Below are 21,425 nucleotides of genomic sequence, written 5' to 3' on the forward strand. Positions count from 1 at the left end.
TTAATCCTCTTCGGTCGCCTCTACCTCTACCGCTGCCGGCTCGGTGGCCTCGGCCGGCTCTTCGGCCTCCTCGACCTCGGTGCCGTCATAGGAGGCGAACTGCTGCAGCTCGGCCTCCGCCATGCGGGTCTCGCTCTTGATGTCGATCTTCCAGCCGGTCAGCTTGGCCGCCAGGCGCACGTTCTGGCCGCGCTTGCCGATGGCCAGCGAGAGCTGGTCGTCCGCCACGATCACTTCCATGGCGTAATCTTCCTCGTCGACGTACACCTTGGTCACCACGGCCGGGGCCAGGGCGTTGCAGGCGAAGCGTGCGATGTCCTCGCTCCAGGGGATGATGTCGATCTTCTCGCCGCGCAGCTCGGAGACCACGTTCTGGACGCGGGAACCGCGCATGCCGACGCAGGCGCCGACCGGGTCGACGTCGCCGTCATGCGAGTAGACGGCGATCTTCGCGCGCCCGCCCGGCTCGCGCACGACGCTCTTGATCTCGACGATCCCTTCCGCGATCTCCGGCACCTCGGCCTCGAACAGCTTGGCCAGCATGGTGGGATGGGTGCGGGAGAGCATGATCTGGGGACCCTTAGTGGTCATGCGGATTTCGGTAATGAGGGCCTTGACGCGGTCGCCCTGGCGGTACACCTCGCGCGGGGCCTGCTCCTTGTGCGGCAAGAGCGCCTCGGCGCGCCCCAGGTCGACGATCAGGTCGCCCTTCTCGAAACGGCGCACCACGCCGTTGACGATCTCGCCCTGGCGCTCCTGGAACTCGTTGAAGATGGTCTCGCGCTCCGCCTCGCGCACGCGCTGGATGATCACCTGCTTGGCGGTCTGCGCGGCGATCCTGGAGAAGCCGGAAGCGTCCATCTTCATGCCGATGGAGTCGCCGATCTCGACCTCAGGGTCTTCCTCGCGCGCCTCGTCCAACTCGATCTCGCGGTAGGAATCCTGCACCTCGTCTACGACGGTAACGAACTCGAACAGCTCAACCTCACCGATCTCGGGATTATAGTGCGCCTCGAGATCGCGGGTATTGCGAAATTTCTTGTTGGCGGCGGTAAGAACTGCCTGTTCCAGCGCCTCTACCACAATACTCTTATCGATGCCCTTCTCTTTTACGATCTGGTCGATCGTGTGTTTGAGGTTAAAGCTCGTTTCCACGTCACTGTCTCCTTCTGCTTGCTGATAATTGCAAAGTAAAGTTTAGAATTCGAATTCGAGGTTGGCCTTGGCCACCTTGTCCAGCGGGATCGAGGCGTGCTGTCCCTCGGTGAGATCGATGCTGACCACCCCGTCCTGAACCCCGAGCAGTTTCCCGGTGAAGGTCTTGCGCTTGTTCCCCGCGTCGTCGGTGAGCGTGTCAAAGGTCTTCACCTTGACCAGGTGCCCCTGGAAGCGCTCGTAGTCGGCGAGCTTCTTGAGGGGGCGGCAAATCCCGGGGGAGGAAACCTCCAGGTTGTAGTGGTCCGGCATGAAGTCCTCGACGTCGAGGATGTCGGAGAGCTGCCGGCTCACGTCGGCGCAGTCGTCGAGGGTGACGCCACCGTCCTTCTCCAGGAAGATGCGCAGCACCATGTCGCGCCCTTCGCGCTTGTACTCCAGGTCCACCAGGCCGATCCCGAGCGGTCCCCCGATCTCGGCGACAATTTCTGTGACTCTTTCTACTACATCAACCTTGGCCATCTCTAGATTTTCCCATAAAAAAAAGCGAGCCGGAGGAGCTCACTTTTGAGTGAACATTAACATGTGACCCATTATTTAACATGGAAGGCTTCTTTATGCAAGCGCTTTTTTTGCCAAAGTAAGCTGTTTTTCAAGCTTTCGCGCCTGATTTGCAGCTGATTCTGGTGCGGAAATTTTCCTGTCCCTGATAGCCAAAAACGCCTCCGCTTGGCCCTGTCATTGGCCAAAATTAACACTGTGATGCAATTTCTCCTGTTCACATTCGATTTCTTGCTGCCAATGCACCGCACGCCTCGCCTGACAACGGTGAGGTTCCAAGCAATCTCTTCACTTTTGCGGGATTAACTGCTATATATTGGCGTTGCCGCGACGGCACAAAAACCAGCACCAGGAAAGAGAATTGACATGAAATACATAAGCACCAGGGGAAACATCGCCCCCATCGGCTTCAAGGAAGCAGTGATGATGGGACTTGCCACCGACGGCGGCCTGATCCTGCCGGAGAGCATCCCGCAGATCGCGCCTGAAACACTTGCCGCCTGGGCCAAGCTTCCCTACCGCGAGCTCGCCTTCAATATCATCTCCCTCTTCGCCACCGACATCCCGGCGGCCGATCTCAAAGCGCTCATCGACCGTTCCTACGGCAGCTTCGAGCACCAGGAGACCACGCCGCTGGTGAAGAAGGACGGCGTCTACATCCTGGAACTCTTCCACGGCCCCACCCTCGCCTTCAAGGACGTGGCGCTGCAGCTTTTGGGGAACCTGTTCGAGTACCTCCTGAAGGAGCGCGGCGAGAAGATGAACATCCTGGGCGCCACCTCCGGCGACACCGGCAGCGCCGCCATCGCCGGCGTGCGCGGCAAGGAAAACATCAACATCTTCATCCTGCACCCGCACCTGAAGACCTCGCCCATCCAGGCGCTTCAGATGACCAGCGTGCTCGACGCCAACGTGCACAACGTCGCCGTCAAGGGGACCTTCGACGACTGCCAGAACATCGTCAAGACCCTGTTCAACGATCTGGAATTCAAGAAGGAATACGCACTGGGTGCGGTCAACTCGATCAACTGGGCGCGCGTACTGGCGCAGGTGGTCTACTACTTCTACGCGTGGGGCAGGCTCCCCGAGCAGGGAAAGGTGGTCTTCTCCGTACCGACCGGCAACTTCGGCGACATCTTCGCAGGGTATCTCGCCAAGAGGATGGGCCTCCCGGTCGAGAAGCTGCTTTTGGCAACCAACGAGAACAACATCCTTGCGCGCTTCGTGCAAAGCGGCGACTACTCGCTGGGACAGGTTGTGCAGACCGTATCGCCGTCCATGGATATCCAGCTCGCCTCCAACCTGGAGCGCTACCTGTACTACCTCTTCAACGAAAGCGCGGAGCGGGTGAGAAGCGCCTTCGCCGAGTTGCAACAGACCGGGAAGATCGTCTTCACTCCCGAAGAGGTGCAGCGCGTGCAGAGCGAGTTCCTGAGCTGCACCGTCAATGAAGAGATGACCCTGGAGACCATCGCCTCCTTCAACAAGGAGACCGGCTACCTGCTCGACCCGCACACCGCGGTCGGCGTGCGCGGCGCCCTCGAGTGCGTTAAGGGGCACCCCGCCGTGGTCTGCCTGGCCACCGCCCACCCCGCCAAGTTCGGCGAGGCGGTCGAGCGCGCCATCGGCACGCCGGCACCGCTGCCGCCGCAGCTGGCCGCCCTCCAGGGCAAGGAAACCCGCTGCGAGATCATGGCCGCGGACAAGGAGCTGGTGAAGCAGTTCGTGAAAGCCAAGGCGTAGTCCGACGTCGGACCTGTCGGACTAGTCAGACTAGTCGGACAGGTCCGACAAAAGAAGAGACCCCATGCCCCTCCCCCCCCTAAAAGTAGACTGGAACCTCATCGACACCGTCCACCTCGACATGGACGGCACCCTGCTGGACCGGCACTTCGACGACCATTTCTGGCTGGAGCACGTCCCCAAGCGCTACGCGGAAAAGAACGGCATCAGCGAGCACGCGGCACAGGAGAAACTGCACCGCATGTTCCGCTCCCAGGAACAGACCCTCAACTGGACCGACCTCGACTACTGGTCGGCGCAGCTTGGTCTCGACATCCCGGTGCTCAAGGAAGAGGTGAACCACCTGATCGCGGTGCACCCCTTCGTGATCGAGTTCATCCTCTTCCTGCGCCAGCACGGCAAGAAGATCTTCCTGGTCACCAACGCCCACAGTAAGACCCTGAACATCAAACTGCGCCTGACCAGGATCGGGAGCTATTTCGACGGCATCATCTCAGCCCACGATCTCGGGCTGCCCAAGGAAGATCCTCTTTTCTGGGGGAAGTTGCAGCGGAAGGTGCCTTACGATCCGGAGCGGACCATGCTGGGGGAGGACAGCGAGACCAACCTGGAGACCGCGCGCCGCTTCGGCATCCGCTACCTGATCCATGTCGGGCGCTTCAGCTCGACCATGACGCCGGTCCAATCTGAGAGTTTTCACTCCATTCATTACTTCAGTGAACTGATCCCGCGTGACGGCGGCATGTGCGTGGAACTTGCCCCTAGCCGCGGGGTTTGACCCGGCACAAGCCGTACTTCTTGGCCAGGTCGTAGAGGGCGGGACGGCTGACGCCGAGCACCTCGGCCGCCCTGCTCATGTTCCCTCCAGAGGCCTGAATGGCATCATGCACCATGTAGCGCTCAACCCTGTCCCGGGCTTCCCTGAGCGTCATCTGCCCGGAAGCGAAGCCCCCCATGCCGCAGGCGGTCTCGCCGTTAGGGACGATTTGCGCGGCTGAAAAGGTCATGTCGTCCCGGCACGAGAATAACCGTTGCAGTACCACGCATTGAGCGCCCATCCACCCGGCGGGGTGTGACTCGCTGCCGTTCCCCGAAGGGGGCCGGCAAGCCGCATCTTCCACTACCTGACGCTTTTTCATGACGTCCATCCTCGCCTGCTAGCGGTTGACAGAGGAACCACTTGCGGAAGCGGAGGCATCCGCTTCCCACCCGGAAGAACAGTCGGCGGCTAACCCTTTACATAATTATAGTTTTTTAACATTTGCTAGTTCTATCGCACCCCCTCTGGTTGTCAAGGCGAGCTGAGAAGGCGAACTTATCCCTCATGCGAGCATTCAGGGTGCCCCCCTTCCTTGACACCATGCACCCCATGCATTACTATCGGTTCCATTCATTCGAAATCATTGAACAATCTACCGCCTGCCAGGAGGAACGATGAGCAGCGATCTCAATTGGGATACCACACCACTTTACCCTTCGCCTTCCGCTCCCGAACTGACCAAATCCTTCGAAGACGCCACCGCGCAGGTTGCAGGCTTCAGGGAGCGCTACCGCGGCAAGGTCGCCGGTCTTTCCGCCGAAGAGCTGCTCGAGGCGCTGAAAAGCTACGAGAAGTTGCAGGAGGAGCTCGCCGTGCCGCAACTCTACTCCCACCTGCTCTTCGCCGCCGACAGCGAAAGCGACCTGCACAAACGTCTCTCCCAGAAGTCCCAGGAGTTCGGCAACGCCATGGGGCGGGAACTGCTCTTCTTCGATCTCGAGATCATCCAGATGGAGGAGAAACCCTTCCAGCAGCTCCTGCAGGATCCCCGGCTCGACAATTACCGGCACTTCCTGGCGGTGCTGCGCAAGTTCAAGAAGCACACGCTGTCCGAGCGCGAGGAGAGCCTGCTCACCCAGAAGAGCCTCACCGGTGTGCAGGCCTTCTGCCGGCTGTTCGACGAGGTATCCGCGTCGCTGCGCTATACCCTGGAGATGGACGGCGAAACCCGTGAGATGACCGGAGAGGAACTGCTGGCGCTGTTGCATCACCCCGATGCCGGGCTGCGGGAGCGCGCCTTCGGCACCTTTTTGAAAAAGCACGAGGAGCACAGCATCCTCTACTCGGCGGTGTTCAACAACGTGGCGCTGGACCATTCCCAGGAGATGGAGCTCAGAAACTACAGCCATCCGATGGAGCCCACCAACCTCGGCAACGAGATCCCCAACGAGGTCGTGGAAAGCCTGATGCTGGTTTCCGAAAAGAACTACCCGCTGGCGCAGGAATACTTCCGCCTCAAGGCAAAGCTGCTTGGCATCCCCAAGCTGAAGAACACCGACGTCTACGCGCCGATCACCGAGAGCGACCGCAAGTACAGCTTCGAAGAGGCGCGCATCATGACCGTCGAGGCCTACCGGGGCTTTTCCGAGGAATTCGCCGAGTTGGCCGATTCCTTCTTCACCCGGAGGCGGGTGGACGTGCTGCCGCGGCCGGGGAAGAGCGGCGGCGCCTTCTGCATGGGGATGACCCCTGAGCTTCCCCCGTATCTCCTTTTGAACTTCACCGGCAACCTGCGCGACGTGGCCACCATCGCCCACGAGGTCGGCCACGGCATCCACTACCTGCTCGCCCAGCGCCAGACCATGCTGAACTACCACCCGCCGCTGCCGCTGGCCGAGACCGCCTCGGTGTTCGGTGAGATGCTGTTGACCCGCCAGCTCCTGGAGCGGGAGACCGACGTCGAGGTGAAAAAGTCGCTTCTGTGCGCCAAGATCGAGGACATCATCGCCACCACCTTCCGCCAGAACGTGCTGACCAGGTTCGAGGAACGCATGCACCTGGAGCGGGCAAAGGGCCTTCTGACCGCCGGCGAACTGGCCGACCTGTGGTGGGAGGAGAACGCGAAGCTGTACGGGGACGCGGTGGAAATGATCGAGCCGTATCGCTACGGCTGGAGCTACATCTCGCACTTCATCCACGCGCGTTTCTACTGCTACTCCTACACCTGCGCGGAGCTGGTGGTGCTGTCGCTGTTCCAACGCTACCTGAAGGAGCGGGACAGCTTCGTACCCATCTACCGCGACATCCTCGCCGACGGAGGCTCCAAGTCCCCCGGCGACACGCTGGCACCGGCTGGCATCGTCTTCAGCGACCCGAGCTTCTGGCAGGGTGGGTATGACCTGTTGGCAGACCTCATCGCGGAGTTGAAGGCGCTGGTCTAAGCCAGTCGGACCAGTCGGACAGATAAAAAAGCGAAAGGCCCGCCGGTTTCCCGGCGGGCCTTTCTTATTGTGCTGCTGCCAGCTCTGATTACATCTCGTCGAACTGGAGGTACTTGTACACGCTGTCCTTGTTCGGCTCGACCTTCTCCTTGTACACGGCCAGGTACTCGGCCGGGGTCGGGAGCTTGCCCATGTTGACAGTGACGGCACCGAGCTCGGCGGAACCCAGGAATACCTTGGCGCCATTGCCGATCCTGTCATCGAAGTTACGGGTCGAGGTGGAGAACATGTTGACCCCATCGGGCACGCGTGCCTGGTTACCCATGCAGAGCGAGCAGCCGGCGATCTCGACACGGGCGCCCATGGCGCTGTAGACGGAGAAGTATGCCTCGTCTTTCAGCTTGGCCTGATCCATGCGGGTCGGCGGGCAGATCCAGGTGCGGACGTTGGGGTTGAACTTCTGGCCCCTCCAGATCTCACCAGCGGCACGGAAGTGGCCGATGTTGGTCATGCAGGACCCGAGGAACACGTCCTGGATCGGGGTGCCGGCAACCTCGGAGAGGAGCTTGACGTCGTCCGGATCGTTCGGGCAGGCAAGGATCGGCTCGGTGATCTCGGCGAGATCGATCTCGATGACCGCGGCGTACTCGGCGTTGGCGTCGGCTTCGAGAAGCTTGGGAGCCTTCAGCCACTCGTTGACCGCGTCGATGCGGTTCTGCAGGGTCTGGGCATCCTGGTAGCCGTCGGCGATCATCTGCTTCATGAGGGCCACGTTGGAACGGAGGTAGGTGGCTACCGACTGCTCGGAGAGCTTGATGCAACCGGCGGCGGCGCTACGCTCGGCGGCGGCGTCGGTCAGTTCGAAGGCCTGCTCGACGGAGAGCTCCGGAAGACCTTCCATCTCGAGGATACGGCCGTTGAAGATGTTGATTTTGTTCTTCTTGGGCACGGTGAGCAGGCCCTGCTTGATCGCCCAGTACGGGATTGCGTTGACCGCGTCGCGCAGGGTGATGCCCGGGTTGAACTTGCCCTTGAAGCGGACCAGTACCGACTCCGGCATGTCCAGCGGCATGAAGCCGAGGGCGCCGGCGAAGGCCACCAGGCCGGAACCGGCCGGGAAGGAGATCCCGATCGGGAAACGGGTGTGGGAGTCGCCGCCGGTACCGACGGTGTCCGGAACCAGCAGACGGTTCAGCCAGGAGTGGATGACGCCGTCGCCCGGCTTCAGGGGCACGCCGCCACGCTCGATGATGAACTGCGGCAGGGTCTTGTGCATCTTGACGTCGGCCGGCTTCGGGTAGGCAGCGGTGTGGCAGAAGGACTGCATGAACATCGGTGCCAGGAACTTGAGGCAGGCGAGTTCCTTCAGTTCGTCGGCGGTCATCGGGCCGGTGGTGTCCTGGGAACCGACCGTGGTCATCTTCGGCTCGCACGCGGTGCCCGGCAGTACGCCGGCGACGCCGCAGGCCTGGCCGACCATCTTCTGTGCCAGCGAGTAGCCCTGGCCCGGTTTCGGCTGCGGGTTGACCGGCAGGGTGAAGACGTCGGTCGGCGCGAGGCCGAGGGCCTTGCGGGCGCGGTCGGTGAGGGCGCGGCCGATGATCAGCGGGATGCGGCCGCCGGCGCGGAACTCGTCGAACAGGGTGTTCGGGGCCACGGTGAAGGTGGAGAGTACTTCGCCGGCCTCGGTGGTGATCTCACCCTTCTTGGAGTTGATCACGATGACGTCGCCGGTCTTCATCTTGGTCACGTCGGTCTTGATCGGGAACGCGCCGGAGTCCTGCGCGGTGTTGAAGAAGATCGGGGCGATGACGCCGCCGATGATGATGCCGTCGCGACGCTTGTTCGGAACCGCCGGGATGTCCTGGCCGATGTGCCACAGGACGCTGTTGCAGGCGGACTTACGGGAGGAACCGGTACCGACGACGTCGCCCACGAAGGCAACCTGGAACCCTTCGGCCCTGAACTTGGCGATGGTTGCGTTGCCGTCCGGGAAGCGGGTCTTGCCCATGGCGAGCGCGTGCAGCGGGATGTCCGGACGGCTCCAGGCGTCGCCCGCCGGGGAGAAGTCGTCGGTGTTGATCTCGCCTTCGACCTTGTAGACCTTCACCTTCACGGTCTCCGGCAGGCCCGGCTTGGAGGTGAACCACTCGGCGTTGGCCCAGGACTCGAGCACCTTCTTGGCGCCGGCGTTGGACTTGGAGAGTTCGAGGACGTCATCGAAGGCGTCGTAGACGAGGGTGGTGCCGCAGAGAGCCTTGACGGCCTCATCGGCAACTTCGGCGTCCTTCAGTGCAGCGACCAGCGGGGCCACGTTGTAGCCACCCAGCATGGTGCCCAGGATCTGGACCGCGTCCTTCTTGGAAAGAAGCGGGGACTTCTTGGAGCCGGCCAGGATGGCAGCCAGGAAACCGGCTTTCACCTCGGCAGCCGGGTCGACGCCCGGGGAAACCCTTTCCTTCAGGAGGTGGAGCAGGAACTCCTCCTTCCCTGCCGGGGGTGCTTCCAACAGTTTGCAAAGTTCCGCGGTCTGCTCAGGGTCGAGCGGCTTCGCAGGGATACCGAGTGCCTTTCTTTCTGCCTCTTGCTTCAGATACGCTTCGATCATGATTCCTCCTAGATAATGTGCAGCTATTTACGGAAGTTATCAAAAGTCTTCTGTCAGCTGATGCTTCATTTGAACGGATACTGTATACAATTTTTACCCTGTTTTGTCAAATATTGAAAGCGCCTGTAAAATAACGCCGATCGGGCTCGAAAGAGTTGTTACTGTGGCGTTTTATCTGGAATCAGTGCAGCTGGATCACGGTGAGGGGAGGAAAAGCATTAAGGAAATAAAATGTACTCCTGGTGAGTGTAGGCGGTGAACCTGGTGCCGCGCAGGTAGCCGATGAGGGTGATACCGGCCTCCTCGCAGATGCGGATGGCCATGTCGGTGGGAGAGGTGCGGGACACGATGACGGCGATGCCCAGAAGCGCCGCCTTGGCGGCCAGCTCGGCCGAGACGCGGCCGGAGGTGGCCAGTATCGTGCCGGACAGGGGTATCCCCTTCAGCAACGCCTCCCCCGCCAGGCGGTCGACGGTGTTGTGCCGGCCCAAATCCTCGGCGTGCAGGATCAGTGTCCCGTCCACTGTGCCGACGGCGGCGGAGTGGACGCCGCCGTGGCTCTTATAGCTGCTGGAGTGCAGCGCCAGTTGCTGCATCAACTCGAAGATGGCCGCGACCGGGACTTGCGCCCTGGCGCCAGTTCCCCTCGCGTCGGCCGTTTGCGGCAGCGAAAAGGTGATGCCGGTGCCGCACCCGGAGGTCAGCACCGGCTTCAGCTCGGCCGGGATCTCGCCCTTGATGCGGACGTTGGCGATGCCGTAATCGTTGCACACGCTCAACACCAGGAAGTCGTCCACCTGCGAGACGAATCCCTGCAGGCGCAGGAAGCCCGCCACCAGGAAGCGCAGGTCGTGGGGCGAGGCGATCAGGGTGACGATCTCCCGGTCGTTGACCCGCAGCACCAGCGGGAATTCCCGGACCACGTCGACCTCGCCGCGCAGCACCTTCCCGTAGTCATATTGATGTACTTTCACCATGATTACGTCCGATTCCCTCCCCTCGCGGGATGGGGATGGGGGTGAGGGTAGGTGCCATCAGGCAATCTTCGCCCGGGCCGACTTCACCCATCTCCCTGCCCCATCCCGTCAAAGGAGGGGGAGCCTGTTGGAGTAAAGGCCACTATTACCTAGCGGCCTGCCCTCGGGTCGCAGGATCATTCGTCCTACCGGATCCCGCCGATGCAGAGGTATTTGGTCTCGAGAAATTCATCGATGCCGTACTTGGAGCCCTCCCGGCCGATGCCGGACTCCTTGATGCCGCCAAAGGGAGCGACCACGGTGGAGATAAGGCCGGTATTGATGCCGACGATGCCGCTCTCGATCGCCTCGGCCACCCTCCAGACCCGCGCCATGTCCCGGCTGTAGAAGTAGGCGCACAGGCCGAACTCGGTGTCGTTTGCCAACCGGATCGCCTCCTCCTCGCTCAGGAAACGGAACAGGGGCGCCACCGGCCCGAAGGTCTCTTCCCGGGCGACGTGCATCTCGGGCGTCACGTCGGCAAGGACGGTCGGCTCGAAGAAGCATCCTCCCAAGGGATGGCGGTTGCCGCCGGTGACGACGCGGGCTCCCTTGGCGAGGGCGTCGCCGATGTGCTCCTCGACCTTCTCCACCGCAGCCATGTCGATCAGCGGCCCCTGCTGGGTCTCCCCCTGCAGGCCATCCCCCACCTTCAGTTGTGCGACCGCCTGGGCCAGCTTCTCCGCGAAACGGTCGTAGATCCCATCCTGCACCAGGAACCGGTTCGTGCAGACGCAGGTCTGTCCGGTGTTGCGGTACTTGGAGATCAGCGCCCCTTCCACCGCGGCATCGAGATCGGCGTCGTCGAAGACGATGAAGGGGGCATTGCCACCAAGTTCCAGGGAAACCTTCTCGACCGTCCCGGCGCACTGGGCCATCAGCTTCTTGCCCACCTCGGTGGAACCGGTGAAGGTGAGCTTGCGTACCAGCGGGTTAGCCGTCATCTCCCCCCCGATGGCGGACGCTGAGCCCGTGATGACGGAAAAGACACCCTCCGGGATCCCGGCGCGCTGCGCCAACACCGCCAGGGCCAGGGCCGAGTACGGGGTCGCCGTGGCCGGCTTGACCACGATGGTGCATCCTGCGGCCAGTGCAGGCCCAACCTTTCTCGTGATCATGGCGGAGGGAAAGTTCCAGGGGGTGATGGCGGCGCATACCCCGACCGGTTCCTTGAGCACCACGATCCGCTTGCCGGCCTGGTCCGACGGGATCACGTCCCCGTAGATCCTTTTCCCCTCTTCGGCAAACCACTCAAGGAACGAGGCGGCATAGACCGTCTCGCCGCGCGCCTCGGCCAAAGGTTTGCCCTGTTCCGCCGTCATCAGCACGGCCAAGTCGTCCTGATGCTGCAAAAGCAGGTCGGCCCAGCGCCTGAGGATTACCGACCGCTCCTGGGCAGCCTTGGCGCGCCACGAGGGCAAGGCGGCATGAGCCGCTTCGATGGCGCGGCGGGTCTCGGCGCCTCCCATCTTGGGGACGGTACCTAGTTTTGCTCCGGTGGCCGGGTTGATGACGTCGATGCTTTCGCCGCTGTCAGCCCCGGTCCAGGCGCCGTTGATGAAGCAAAGCTGGTGGAACAGACTTTTGTCCTTGAGCTTAAGCATAGGCTCCTCCGTCAAAAGTACTCTCATCAGCGGCAGACATCGTGTATACCCGATCGCCGCCTTTGCGGCAACAGAAACGTCGTCGCCCCCCCTGCCCTCCCCCGGTATGATAATGCCCCCCTCGACAGTCGGTCGAAGGGGGCACGTACCCCGCCGTTTGGCTACCCCTCCCGAAACGGCGTCTATGGCGCCTGCAGCCCGGTGCGCACCAGGTAGTTGGCGGCATAGATGTAGTCATCCACGTAATCGCGACGGCCGTCCTTGTTGAGATCGTAGCGCGGGCGGGTCGGAGTCCCCCGCTCTTTCAGAAAGCGCTCGAAATCGCTCTCCTTCACCGGCCGCGACTTCCCCGGCACCAGTGCGACCTTGGGCGCCACCGTCAGCGGGAACTCTTGGCGCAAACCGTTGTAGAGCATGGTGACCGCGGCCTGCACCACATCCCGCTTCGGCCTGGCTTGGATTTCCCACCCCGCTTCCGTACGCCGGTGCGAGACGTAGGTGCACCCGCTGAAAGTGAAGCTGGGAGTGACATCGCCCGTCGCCATGCCGATCACCAAGGTCACCGTGGACTTGCCGTCGGCGATGGCCACCGGTGGGAGCTGGCTGTAGGAAACGGGGGCGTCCTGGCGAAATAGGGCGACCAGGTTGGCCGGGGTCCGCTCCCCCTGGAACGCCTTGAAGCGGTCCAGCACGCTGGTCAGTGCCACCGGCTGGGTCACCTGGGGCCGGGGCTTACCGCTCTCAGGTGCCGGCGGCGCCTCCTGCTCGGGGGGGGGCGGGTTCTCTTCCCGGTCCAGCGGCGGCTCCTCGCCTTCCAGCTGCGCCTTCTTGGTACGTAGCCGCTTCTTGACCGCCGGCGCGGTCAACCGGGGCGAAGGGCTCTCCGCCGAGGTCGCGCTCTCTTGGACCGGTGTCACCTCCTGCACCGTGGCGGTTTCCTGGCCCGGCATGGTCACCGTCCCTCCAACCATCACCGGGCGTGGCACGACGGGGGTGGCGCCTCCCGGAACGGTGTCGCTTTTCGCCTCCTGCCCGGCCTGCTCCGTCCCGGTGCCGCTGCCGTCCGCGGTCACGACGGCTGTGGGATTGACGATGGTCGGCTGAGCCATGGCAACCTTCTTGCCGCTGGCGTCGATCAGCGTCCCGGTGACCAACGTCACGACGCCGGGCGAGCTGCCGGTCCGGTCAAAGGCGATGCTGGCGACGATGCCGCTGCCGGTGAGGGCGCGCGTGCCGACGACGGCGATCCGGACCGGGTTGCCGGGGTTGGCGGCGCTCATCATCCCCTGCACCAGCTTCCCCATGGTCACCCGCGGGTTGCCCAGGGTGGCGGAATCGTAGCCGATGCTGATGTCGAGCCCCGCGACACCGTCCATCTGGTCGCCGCGCAACACGAAGACGCCGTCGGATCCGGGCGAGGATATGGTGAGTGTCGGCAAGGCGAAGGCGGGGGTAGCGGTGAGGATGAGTAAGAGGAAAAGAAGCAGCCAGTGGGTCTGCCTGGTCATGGTCACCTCGGTGCCTTGGGGGATGGGAAACAACTGCCGGAGCTGACTGGCTGTTTACTTTACTGACCCCCGGGTGGGCTGTCAAGCGAGCCCCCCGGACAGGCGGGAGGGGCGACCGCAAAAAAGAAGGGGTGGCCGTCTGGCCACCCCTTCCTGTCATCGTACCCTGGTGACCCCCGCCTGCCTTAGGAGGGGAGTTTTCCCATGCTCTTCAGGATGTCCCACCCCTTGAGGAGGTCGAGGGCGCGCAGCACCTGGGAGTCGTTCTTGAACATCTCGTCGGTCTTGTAGGGAGCCGGTTTCACCTTCTTGTCGTCCTGCTCGTCCTTCTTGTCCCCTTCGAAATGGTTCTCGAGGTCCTTCTCGCGGATGTGCATCCCTTCCTTCTTCTCGCTGGTTGCGGCCATCTCCACGCGCTCGGCGACGATGTCCGGGGTGATCCCCTTGGCCTGGATGGAGCGGCCGCTCGGGGTGAAGTAGCGGGCGGTGGTGAGCCTGAGGCCCGAGTTGTCCGACAGCGGGATGATGGTCTGCACGCTACCCTTGCCGAAGCTCTGGGTGCCCATGATGACCGCGCGCTTGTGGTCCTGCAGGCAGCCGGCCACGATCTCGGAGGCGGAGGCCGAACCGCTGTTGATCAGCACCACGATGGGGTACTCGCCCTGCTTGTGGCTCTTCCTCGAGGTGAAGCGCATCTGGGAGTCCTTCTCGCGCCCCTCGGTGTACACGATCAGCTTCCCTTCGGGAACGAAGTGCTCGCAGACGCGGACCGCCTGGTCGAGGAGCCCGCCGGGATCGTTCCTGAGGTCGAGCACCAGGCCCCTCAACTGTTTCTTGTCGGCCTGCAGCGCCTGCAGCGCCTTTTCCAGGTCGTCGTCGGTCTTCTCCTGGAACTGCGAAACCCTGATGTAGCCGTAGCCGTCGTCGAGGACCTTGTACTTCACGCTCTTGACCTGGATGATGTCGCGCTCCAGGACGAATTCCTTTGTCTTGTCGAACCCTTCGCGCATGATGGTCAGGGTGACCTTGGTCCCCTTGATGCCGCGCATCCGCTTCACCGCGTCGGTTATGGTGAGGTCCTTGGTGAACTTGTCATCGATCTTGAGGATCTGGTCGCCCGCCTTGATACCCGCCCTGAAGGCCGGGGTGTCCTCGATCGGGGAGATGACGGTCAGGATCCCCTCCTTCACGGTGATCTCGATGCCCAGGCCGCCGAAGGCGCCCTTGGTGTCGATCTTCATCTCCTTGTAGGTCTCGGGAGGCATGAAGGAACTGTGCGGGTCGAGCGAGGAGAGCATGCCGTTGATGGCGCCGTAGACCAGCTTCTTGGTGTCGACTTCCTCGACGTAGCTCTTCTTGACGATGGCGAGTACATCGGTGAACAGCTCGATGGACTGGTAGTCGTTGCCGCCGCCCTGGGCGGCACATCTGCGTTGCACGCCGAACGCGATGACGAGCGTCAGCACTGCAACGGTAGTGACAAACAGGGTTGTCTTTTTGAAATTGCTGCCCTTGAACATTTTGCCTCCCTGGAGTTTTCTTGCGATACCCTGCTTATCTGAACCAGGGGGACGGATCCACCGGCTTCCCCTGGTATCTGATCTCGAAATAGAGCATGGGCCCCTTGGTTGAGTCAAGATCGCCCACGCTGGCTAGTACGTCGTTTTTCGACACCTTGGCGCCGACCCTCTTGGCAATGGAAGAGGCGTGGGCATAGAGACTGAAGAACCCGTCGCCATGATCGACGATGATCATATTACCATAGCCTTTGAAATAGTCGGCAAAAATCACTTCGCCGTCATATATCGCGTGGATGGCACTGCCGGCGGGGGCTGCCACTGAGATCCCGTTACTGACAGTAAAGGAATCGAACTCGGGGTGTTTATGCCTTCCGAAACGGTCCACGATGGTGCCGCGCACCGGCAGCGAGAGCCGCCCTTTCTGGGCGCCCAGCCCCTGGTTGGGAACCGGGGTGGCCTTGGCGGTCACACCGGGACGGGCCGGTTCGCTCCCCTTGGCGGGACGACCTTTGGAACTATACGCTTTTCTACTTTTGGCTTCAAGCCTTTGAATCATGCTCTGCAGGCGGCTCGCGTTGGCCTGCAGCTCCTTGAGCGAGGCGAGGTAGCTCTGCTTGTCCTGGCGCACCTTGACCAGGTAGGTCGCCTTGCGGCTCTTTTCCTGCTCGATCTCCCGTTTCTTCGCCTCGATGGAACGGCGCAGCCCCTCTTTCTTGACCGCCTCCTGCTCCAGGCGTTCCTTGAGCTTGTTCAGCCGCTCCAGGTTCTCGTTGTACTGCTGGAAAAGCTTCTTGTCGTTCTCCAGGATGCCGCGCATGTAGCGCAGGTTCTCGCTCATCTGCGGGAATGATTCCGAGGAGAAGAAGACGCGCAGGTTGCCGGTATCGCCCCCCTTGTAGAGCGCCGCCATGCGACGGTTGATCTGCGCCTTCTTGCGCTCGGCTTCCTGGCGCTCCCGCTCGATCTCCTCGTGGGTCCTGTCGATCCCCTTCTCGACACCGGCCAGGTCGCGCCCCAGGGCGGTCAGGCTGGACTGCTTCTCGGCGAGCGATTTCTGGATCTGCACCAGTTCCCCCGAGACCTTGGTCTCCACCTTCTGGGTCTTGGTGATGAGGCGGTTCTTCTCCTTGATCTGCTTCTTGATGTTCTGCAGCTCCTCGTTGGCCCCGGCGCGGCAAAGCGCGGGAGAGAGGAGGGCGAGGACAAGCAGTACTTTGGCGGTAAAGTGACCCATGCTAGACGTTTATGAACCTCTTGAGCGAGGTCGCGCTGCCGATGAACCCAAGCAGCACCCCTCCCAGGACCACCCCGGCCAGGTGGGTGGCGGGGAGGAAGGAGAGCCCCGCCGAAGCCGGGTTGATGCCGAGGAAGTCGCCGGCGTTTTTCAGGAACGCGAAGTAGCACCCCGAAAGGGCGACCAGGGAGATGACCGCACCCGCAGCCCCCTGCAGGATCCCCTCGATCAGGAAGGGGGCCTTGATGAAGAAGCGGGTCGCCCCGACCAGCCCCAACAGCTCCAGTTCGTCCTTCCTGGCGTAGATGGTCAGCTTGATGGTGTTGGAAACGATGAAGAGCACGGTGACGGTCAGAAAGCTCCCCAAAAGCGCCCCCATGAGCCGGAACAGGTTCATGAACGAGTTGAAGCGCTTCACCCACTCCTCGCCGTACTGCACCTCTTTGATCCCCTGGACCTGCTTGAGCTTTCTCACGTAGGCGGCCACCGCTTCGGTGTCGCGGTGGTCATGGTCCAGCCTGATCTCCAAAGACGCCGGGAGCACGTCGGGCGTGATCCCCTCCAGGAGCGATTCCTGCCCTTTCAGGCGGCTTCTCAGCCTCTTCTCGGCCTCCGCCTGGCTCACGAAAACGACCTTGGAGGTGCCGGCGATGGCCTGCACCCTCCCCTTCATCGCGGCGACCGCGAGCGGCGCCGGTTCCTGGTCGAAGTAGGCGGTCACCTGCACCTTGTCGCTCCACCCCTCCGCCATCCCCTCCAGGTTCACGTAGACCAGGAGAAAGAGCGAGGCGATCAAAAGCGCCAGCGCGATGGTGCCGACGGTGACGGCGCTGACGAAGACGTTCTGGCGCAGGTTGGCGAAGGCGCGGCTGGTGAAATAGGAAAACCTGCCGAAGAAACCTTCCTGCTCGAGCTTGGGGCGCACCCCCCCCTTGTTAGCCTTGGACATCGGGCACCTCCAGCAGGGAGGCCGCCGGGGCCGCCTGTCCCGCGAAGAGATCGGGCGTCTCCACGATGCTTCCCTTCTCCAGCCTGATCACCCTGCGGTGGGAGTTCTCGATGACGCGGCGGTCGTGGGTCGCCACCACCACCGTGGTGCCGCGGTTGTTGGCCTCCTTGAAGATGGAGAGGATCGCCTCCTTGTTCTCGTCGTCGAGGTTGCCGGTAGGCTCGTCCGCCACCAGGATCTTCGGGTCGTTGACCAGGGCGCGCGCCAGCGCCACGCGCTGCTGCTCGCCGCCGGAGAGCCTCAGCGGCGTGGCGTTGACCTTGTCCTCGATCCCCATCCTTTTCAGGATGTGGTAGACCTTCTTGCCGATGTCGCGCTTGCCCCAGCCGAGCACCTCCAGAGTGATGGCCACGTTCTCCAGCACGGTCCGGTTGGGGAGCAGCTTGTAGTCCTGGAACACCACCCCGATGGAGCGCCGCAACAGGGGAACCTGGGAGCGGGAGAGCCTGGTCAGGTTGACCCCGTCGATCAGCACCTGTCCCCGGGTGGGGGTGAGGTCGGCGTAGATCAGTTTCAAGAGCGTCGACTTGCCCGCCCCGGACTGCCCGGTCAAAAAAACAAAATCCCCTTTGGGGATTTTGAGATTTATATCGGCCAGCGCGCTCGATTCGGGCTGGTACGACATGAAAACGTTGTGCATTTGGATCATCGTTGTGTGAGCCTCGTGACTACCATTCGTTGTACGGCTTGCCGTCGCTGCCGACCAGGGGGGAACCGCTGTGCACGTCGTAGACCCCGCCACTCCCCCCCTCGGTGGGGGTGTCCGTCGCGGGGGGCGCGGTGACCACCCAGGTGTCCTTGGACTTGGTGAAGGGGTCCTTGGGTATCTCCCTGAGGTACTTGTTCTTGTTGTCGACCAGTTCCTGCAGCGTCTCGGGGTATTTCCCCTGGTCGGCGTAGTACTGGTCGATGGTGGAGCGCATGGTGTACAGGTCTTCCCGCAGCACCGCCTCGCGGGCCCTGATGATGCCCCACTGGTAGTTGGGCGCGCTTATGGCCGCGAGAATGCCGACGATGGTGACGACAATCATCAGCTCTATCAGGGTAAATCCTCGCTGACTTTTCAGTATCCTCTTCAACATGAGGTTCACCAATCCTTGTATTTCGTGCCGTCGATGGCGACGCCGTCGCTTAGGGAATAGACGTCGAAAACATCCTCGCCCCCCCAGGTGGTGCTGTCATGCTCGTCGGCATGAGAGCGCATCCCCCATTTGGGCTCCCCCTCCTGTGCCTTGTGGAAGGGATCGGTGGGAATGCGGCGCAGGAACTTCTTCTTCTCCTTGACCAGCCCGCCGAAATCATCACCCTCCACCAGCAGGTCTAGCGTCTTGGGATAGCCGGTGGCGTTCACCACCTGCACCGTTTTCTGGTCCGACTGCGCCTTGTCGTAGTTTTTCTTGTACTCGTCTATGGCGGACCTGATCTCGCGCAGGTTCCTTCTGAGCTCGATCTCCTTGGTCCGCTTTGAGGCCATCTGGGCCGAGGGGACGATCAGCGAGGCGAGCATGGTGAGGATGACCATGGTCACCACCATCTCGATCAGGCTGAGCCCCCTTTTGTCTTTAAGGATGTTCCACATCGCGGCGAGAGCCCGAGGGCTACTTTACCTCCACTACTGACTTGAACGGGGTCACGGCGATCTGCGCGCCCCCTTTCTGGGTGAAACTGGTGTTCGAGAAGGAAAGCGGCGTGCTCCCCTGGCCGATCGCCTTGAAAGTGACCTGGGCCAGCACACCGTTGCCGCTGCCCCCCTCCCCCTTGCTGCCGGACATCCACACCTCGCCCTTCTTCTTGTCGGCGAAGGCCTGGAAGTTCGAGGGCTTCCCGGTCTCCTTGAGCATCGCCCCTTCGGTCTGTGCCACCGCCTCGAGAATCTTGGGATCGTAGCTCAGCACGAACACCGCCTTCTCCAGGTCCTTCATGCCGGAGACGTTGACCTGAACGGAGAACTGGTCGTTCAGCTTTACCGAGGATGGAAGGCTCAGGGCGAGCAGGGCCTTCTCGAGCGGGACCGGCGAGGCGGCCGGTTTGGGCGGGGCCTTGGCGGCAGCCGCGGCGGCCGCGGCGGCCGCGTTCGCGGCGGCGCCAGCCTCGGCCGGGCTTGGCGCCTGGGCCGGGACAGTGGCCGCGGCGGGAGCCTCGGCACCCGGCTCGGCCGGCACCTCGACTGCAGTCTCGCCCTCGACGGCGGTCACCGCAGCCTCGGCACCCGGTGCGGTCGCGGTCTCGGCACCCGGAACGGCGGCGGCCGGAGCACCCGGGACAACGGGAGCACCCGGGACAGCGGGAGCGCCCGGAGCGGCAGGAACACCAGGAGCGGCCGGAGCCGGAACGGCCTTTTTGGCCGGAGCCCCCTTGGCCGGAGCCCCCTTGGCGGGAGCGGCCTTGACCGCGGCGGTGTCGGCAAACTCGGGCTCGACGAAGGACTGGTAGGGCTTGTTGGTGGACGGTTCGTCCTCGCGCCCGGACCAGAAGGCAGCCACGTCGTTGTCGGGCACGGTCACGCCACGCACGATGCGCGGGGTGATGGCGAGCAGCAGTTCACTCTTGTCGTTGGCGTCGGTGGTGTTGGAGAACAGCGAGCCCAGAATAGGGATGTCCCCCAGGAGGAACACCTTATCCTTACTGTCGGTCTTGTTTTTCTGGATCAGTCCTCCGATGATGCTGGTTTCACCGTCCTTGAGGGAAAGAACGGTATCGAGGTTCCTGGTACCAATGGTGACGACGGTGGTCGCCTTGTCCGTACCGACGGCTTCCTTCTGCAGGATCGAGCTCACCTCGAGGCCCAGCTTGATGGACACCTCGTTGTTCAGCTGGATAGTCGGCTCGGCGTTCACCTTGACCCCGACGTCGACGTACTGGACGTTGACGCTGGTGCCGGTGGAGGTGGAAGAGGTCGTGGTGATCGGCACGCGGGTACCGACGTTGAACTTCGCCTTCTCGCGGTTCTTCACCCTGATCTTCGGGTTGGAGAGCGTCTCGCCGTTGGAGAGGGTCTTGCCGAAGTTGAAGGTCGCGCTCGGCACCGTCAGCCATCCGTTGTAGCCTCTCACCTTGAACGTGTTCAGCAGGTTGCTGATGTTGGTCGGAGTCGAGGCCGGCGTGCCGGTAGTCGTCGAGGATGTCGTCGTGGTCGAACTCAGGCTGTCAGCGAGAAACGTCGTCGTGCCGGGGGCGGTCACCCCGAGCGAGGTCGCGTACCGGGACAGGAGCATCCCGAAAGTCTCCGAATCCTTCTTGGAAAGCTCGAACACCTCGACCTCGAGAAGCACCTCGGCGTCGGGAACGTCGTTGGCCTCGAGGATCTTGCGCGCAACCTCCACCACTTCGGGGGTGTCGCGGATCACGAGGGCGTTGGCCTCCTCGTTCACGTAGATCTTCTTCACCTGGAGCATGGTGCGCACCAGGTTCACCGCCTTCTTCGCGTCGAGCTTGTTCAGGTAGAAGGTCTGGACGAAGAGTTCCTCGTACTGCTTGATCTTGTCAGGAGTCTTGGGATAGATGATGATGGTGCTCTCGTTGAGCACCTTCTTGTCCAGTTTCTGCATCCCGGTGAGGAGCTCCATGGCCTGCTGGAAGCTGCCGTTTTCCAGGTGCAGCGATACGTTCACGTCCTTCACCCCCTCGTCGAAGACGAAGTTGATCCCGGAGAGCTGGGTGAGGATGTTGAAGATGTCCTTGAGCTTGGCGTCCTTGAACTTCAAGGTGATCGGTTTGGTGGACTTCAGGTTCAACTCGAAGCCGTCCAGCTTCTGCTTCTTGCCGGCCAGGATGCGGTCGAGCCCCTCCCTGGCGGCCTTGTTGTCCGGCTGGAACTGGAGTACGTGCTGGTAGGAAGTCATCGCCTCGCGCAGCTTGTGATCCCGCTCGAAGTCCGCCCCCTCCTGGAGGTAGGTCAGGGCGTTTCTCATCTTGAGCGCCTGATCACCGCGGGCCTTCGCCTCGACGTAGGTCGGGTCCATGGCGTAGGCGCTCTGGAACTCCCTGAGGGCCTCGTCGTAGTTCTTCTTCTCGAAGAACGCCTCCCCCCTCTTGAAGTGCACCTTGGCGGCCGCCTCGGTTACGTTGATCAGCTTCACCCGGTATTCACCGACATCGGGGTGCTTGGAGGCCACCTCGGCATACTTGACCAACGCGGCGTCCAGGTTCCCCTCGCGTTCGAGCTGCTCCGCCTTGCTGAAGGCGGTGCGTCCCGACGCACAGCCGGAAAGGGCCAGGGTCAGCAGCATCAAGGTTGAGATCGATCTTAGTCTATGCATGAAGTTG

17 protein-coding genes are annotated in these 21,425 nt (G+C 62.4%); 3 read left to right on the plus strand and 14 right to left on the minus strand.

Annotated elements, in window-relative coordinates; all coding sequences use genetic code 11:
- Nucleotides 1-1,155: a transcription termination factor NusA gene (gene nusA, locus KOL99_RS18095; protein ID WP_216511874.1), complete on the minus strand. Its 1,155-nt coding sequence runs from the start codon at nt 1,153-1,155 to the stop codon at nt 1-3.
- A gap of 42 nt (nt 1,156-1,197) precedes the next feature.
- A complete protein-coding gene (gene rimP, locus KOL99_RS18100; RefSeq protein WP_216511875.1) occupies nt 1,198-1,677 on the minus strand; it encodes a ribosome maturation factor RimP in 480 nt (159 codons plus the stop codon).
- Between the two features lie 405 nt (nt 1,678-2,082).
- Here rimP and thrC point away from each other — a divergent pair, with 405 nt between their 5' ends.
- Both thrC and yrfG read left to right on the plus strand, forming a co-directional pair.
- Nucleotides 2,083-3,459, plus strand: a complete 1,377-nt coding sequence (gene thrC, locus KOL99_RS18105; protein ID WP_216511876.1) for a threonine synthase — start codon at nt 2,083-2,085, stop codon at nt 3,457-3,459.
- A 64-nt stretch (nt 3,460-3,523) separates the two neighbouring features.
- Nucleotides 3,524-4,237 (plus strand): GMP/IMP nucleotidase, encoded by a 714-nt coding sequence (yrfG, locus tag KOL99_RS18110; RefSeq protein WP_216511877.1) that lies wholly within the window; start codon nt 3,524-3,526, stop codon nt 4,235-4,237.
- Here the strand turns inward: yrfG and KOL99_RS18115 are convergent.
- Entirely contained in the window at nt 4,221-4,598 is a 378-nt protein-coding gene (locus KOL99_RS18115; RefSeq protein WP_236026403.1) for a helix-turn-helix domain-containing protein, read from the minus strand. The two genes, yrfG and KOL99_RS18115, sit on opposite strands and share 17 nt — an antisense overlap.
- Before the next feature lie 295 nt (nt 4,599-4,893).
- Here KOL99_RS18115 and KOL99_RS18120 point away from each other — a divergent pair, with 295 nt between their 5' ends.
- Nucleotides 4,894-6,660: a M3 family oligoendopeptidase gene (locus KOL99_RS18120; RefSeq protein ID WP_216511879.1), complete on the plus strand. Its 1,767-nt coding sequence runs from the start codon at nt 4,894-4,896 to the stop codon at nt 6,658-6,660.
- An 88-nt stretch (nt 6,661-6,748) separates the two neighbouring features.
- Here the strand turns inward: KOL99_RS18120 and acnB are convergent, their stop codons facing one another.
- The 11 genes from acnB to KOL99_RS18175 all read right to left on the minus strand — a co-directional run bounded on the left by acnB (nt 6,749) and on the right by KOL99_RS18175 (nt 21,418).
- On the minus strand, nt 6,749-9,268 hold the full coding sequence (acnB, locus tag KOL99_RS18125; RefSeq protein ID WP_216511880.1) for a bifunctional aconitate hydratase 2/2-methylisocitrate dehydratase: 2,520 nt from the start codon (nt 9,266-9,268) through the stop codon (nt 6,749-6,751).
- A gap of 218 nt (nt 9,269-9,486) precedes the next feature.
- On the minus strand, nt 9,487-10,245 hold the full coding sequence (fdhD, locus tag KOL99_RS18130) for a formate dehydrogenase accessory sulfurtransferase FdhD (protein ID WP_216511881.1): 759 nt from the start codon (nt 10,243-10,245) through the stop codon (nt 9,487-9,489).
- Nucleotides 10,246-10,430: 185 nt separating this feature from the next.
- The gene (gabD, locus tag KOL99_RS18135; RefSeq protein ID WP_216511882.1) at nt 10,431-11,888 is read right to left on the minus strand and encodes an NADP-dependent succinate-semialdehyde dehydrogenase; all 1,458 of its coding nucleotides are present in this window, start codon (nt 11,886-11,888) and stop codon (nt 10,431-10,433) included.
- Between the two features lie 182 nt (nt 11,889-12,070).
- Nucleotides 12,071-13,396: a cohesin domain-containing protein gene (locus KOL99_RS18140; protein WP_216511883.1), complete on the minus strand. Its 1,326-nt coding sequence runs from the start codon at nt 13,394-13,396 to the stop codon at nt 12,071-12,073.
- 185 nt (nt 13,397-13,581) lie between these two features.
- Nucleotides 13,582-14,916 carry a S41 family peptidase gene (locus tag KOL99_RS18145; RefSeq protein WP_216511884.1) on the minus strand — a complete coding sequence of 445 codons (1,335 nt, stop codon included), beginning with the start codon at nt 14,914-14,916 and terminating at the stop codon, nt 13,582-13,584.
- A 34-nt stretch (nt 14,917-14,950) separates the two neighbouring features.
- Nucleotides 14,951-16,150: a murein hydrolase activator EnvC family protein gene (locus KOL99_RS18150; protein WP_216511885.1), complete on the minus strand. Its 1,200-nt coding sequence runs from the start codon at nt 16,148-16,150 to the stop codon at nt 14,951-14,953.
- Nucleotide 16,151: 1 nt separating this feature from the next.
- Nucleotides 16,152-17,099 carry a permease-like cell division protein FtsX gene (ftsX, locus tag KOL99_RS18155; RefSeq protein WP_216511886.1) on the minus strand — a complete coding sequence of 316 codons (948 nt, stop codon included), beginning with the start codon at nt 17,097-17,099 and terminating at the stop codon, nt 16,152-16,154.
- Nucleotides 17,086-17,808, minus strand: a complete 723-nt coding sequence (gene ftsE, locus KOL99_RS18160; RefSeq protein WP_216511887.1) for a cell division ATP-binding protein FtsE — start codon at nt 17,806-17,808, stop codon at nt 17,086-17,088. Before ftsE ends, ftsX begins: the two co-directional genes overlap by 14 nt.
- A 19-nt stretch (nt 17,809-17,827) precedes the next feature.
- A complete protein-coding gene (locus KOL99_RS18165) occupies nt 17,828-18,241 on the minus strand; it encodes a type IV pilin protein (protein ID WP_216511888.1) in 414 nt (137 codons plus the stop codon).
- Nucleotides 18,242-18,246: 5 nt separating this feature from the next.
- Entirely contained in the window at nt 18,247-18,738 is a 492-nt protein-coding gene (locus KOL99_RS18170; RefSeq protein ID WP_216511889.1) for a type II secretion system protein, read from the minus strand.
- 19 nt (nt 18,739-18,757) lie between these two features.
- Nucleotides 18,758-21,418 carry a secretin N-terminal domain-containing protein gene (locus KOL99_RS18175; RefSeq protein WP_216511890.1) on the minus strand — a complete coding sequence of 887 codons (2,661 nt, stop codon included), beginning with the start codon at nt 21,416-21,418 and terminating at the stop codon, nt 18,758-18,760.
- Nucleotides 21,419-21,425: the final 7 nt, after the last annotated feature.

Source organism: Geomonas azotofigens (genome assembly GCF_018919395.1).
In the GTDB taxonomy this organism is placed as follows: Bacteria; Desulfobacterota; Desulfuromonadia; order Geobacterales; family Geobacteraceae; genus Geomonas; species Geomonas azotofigens.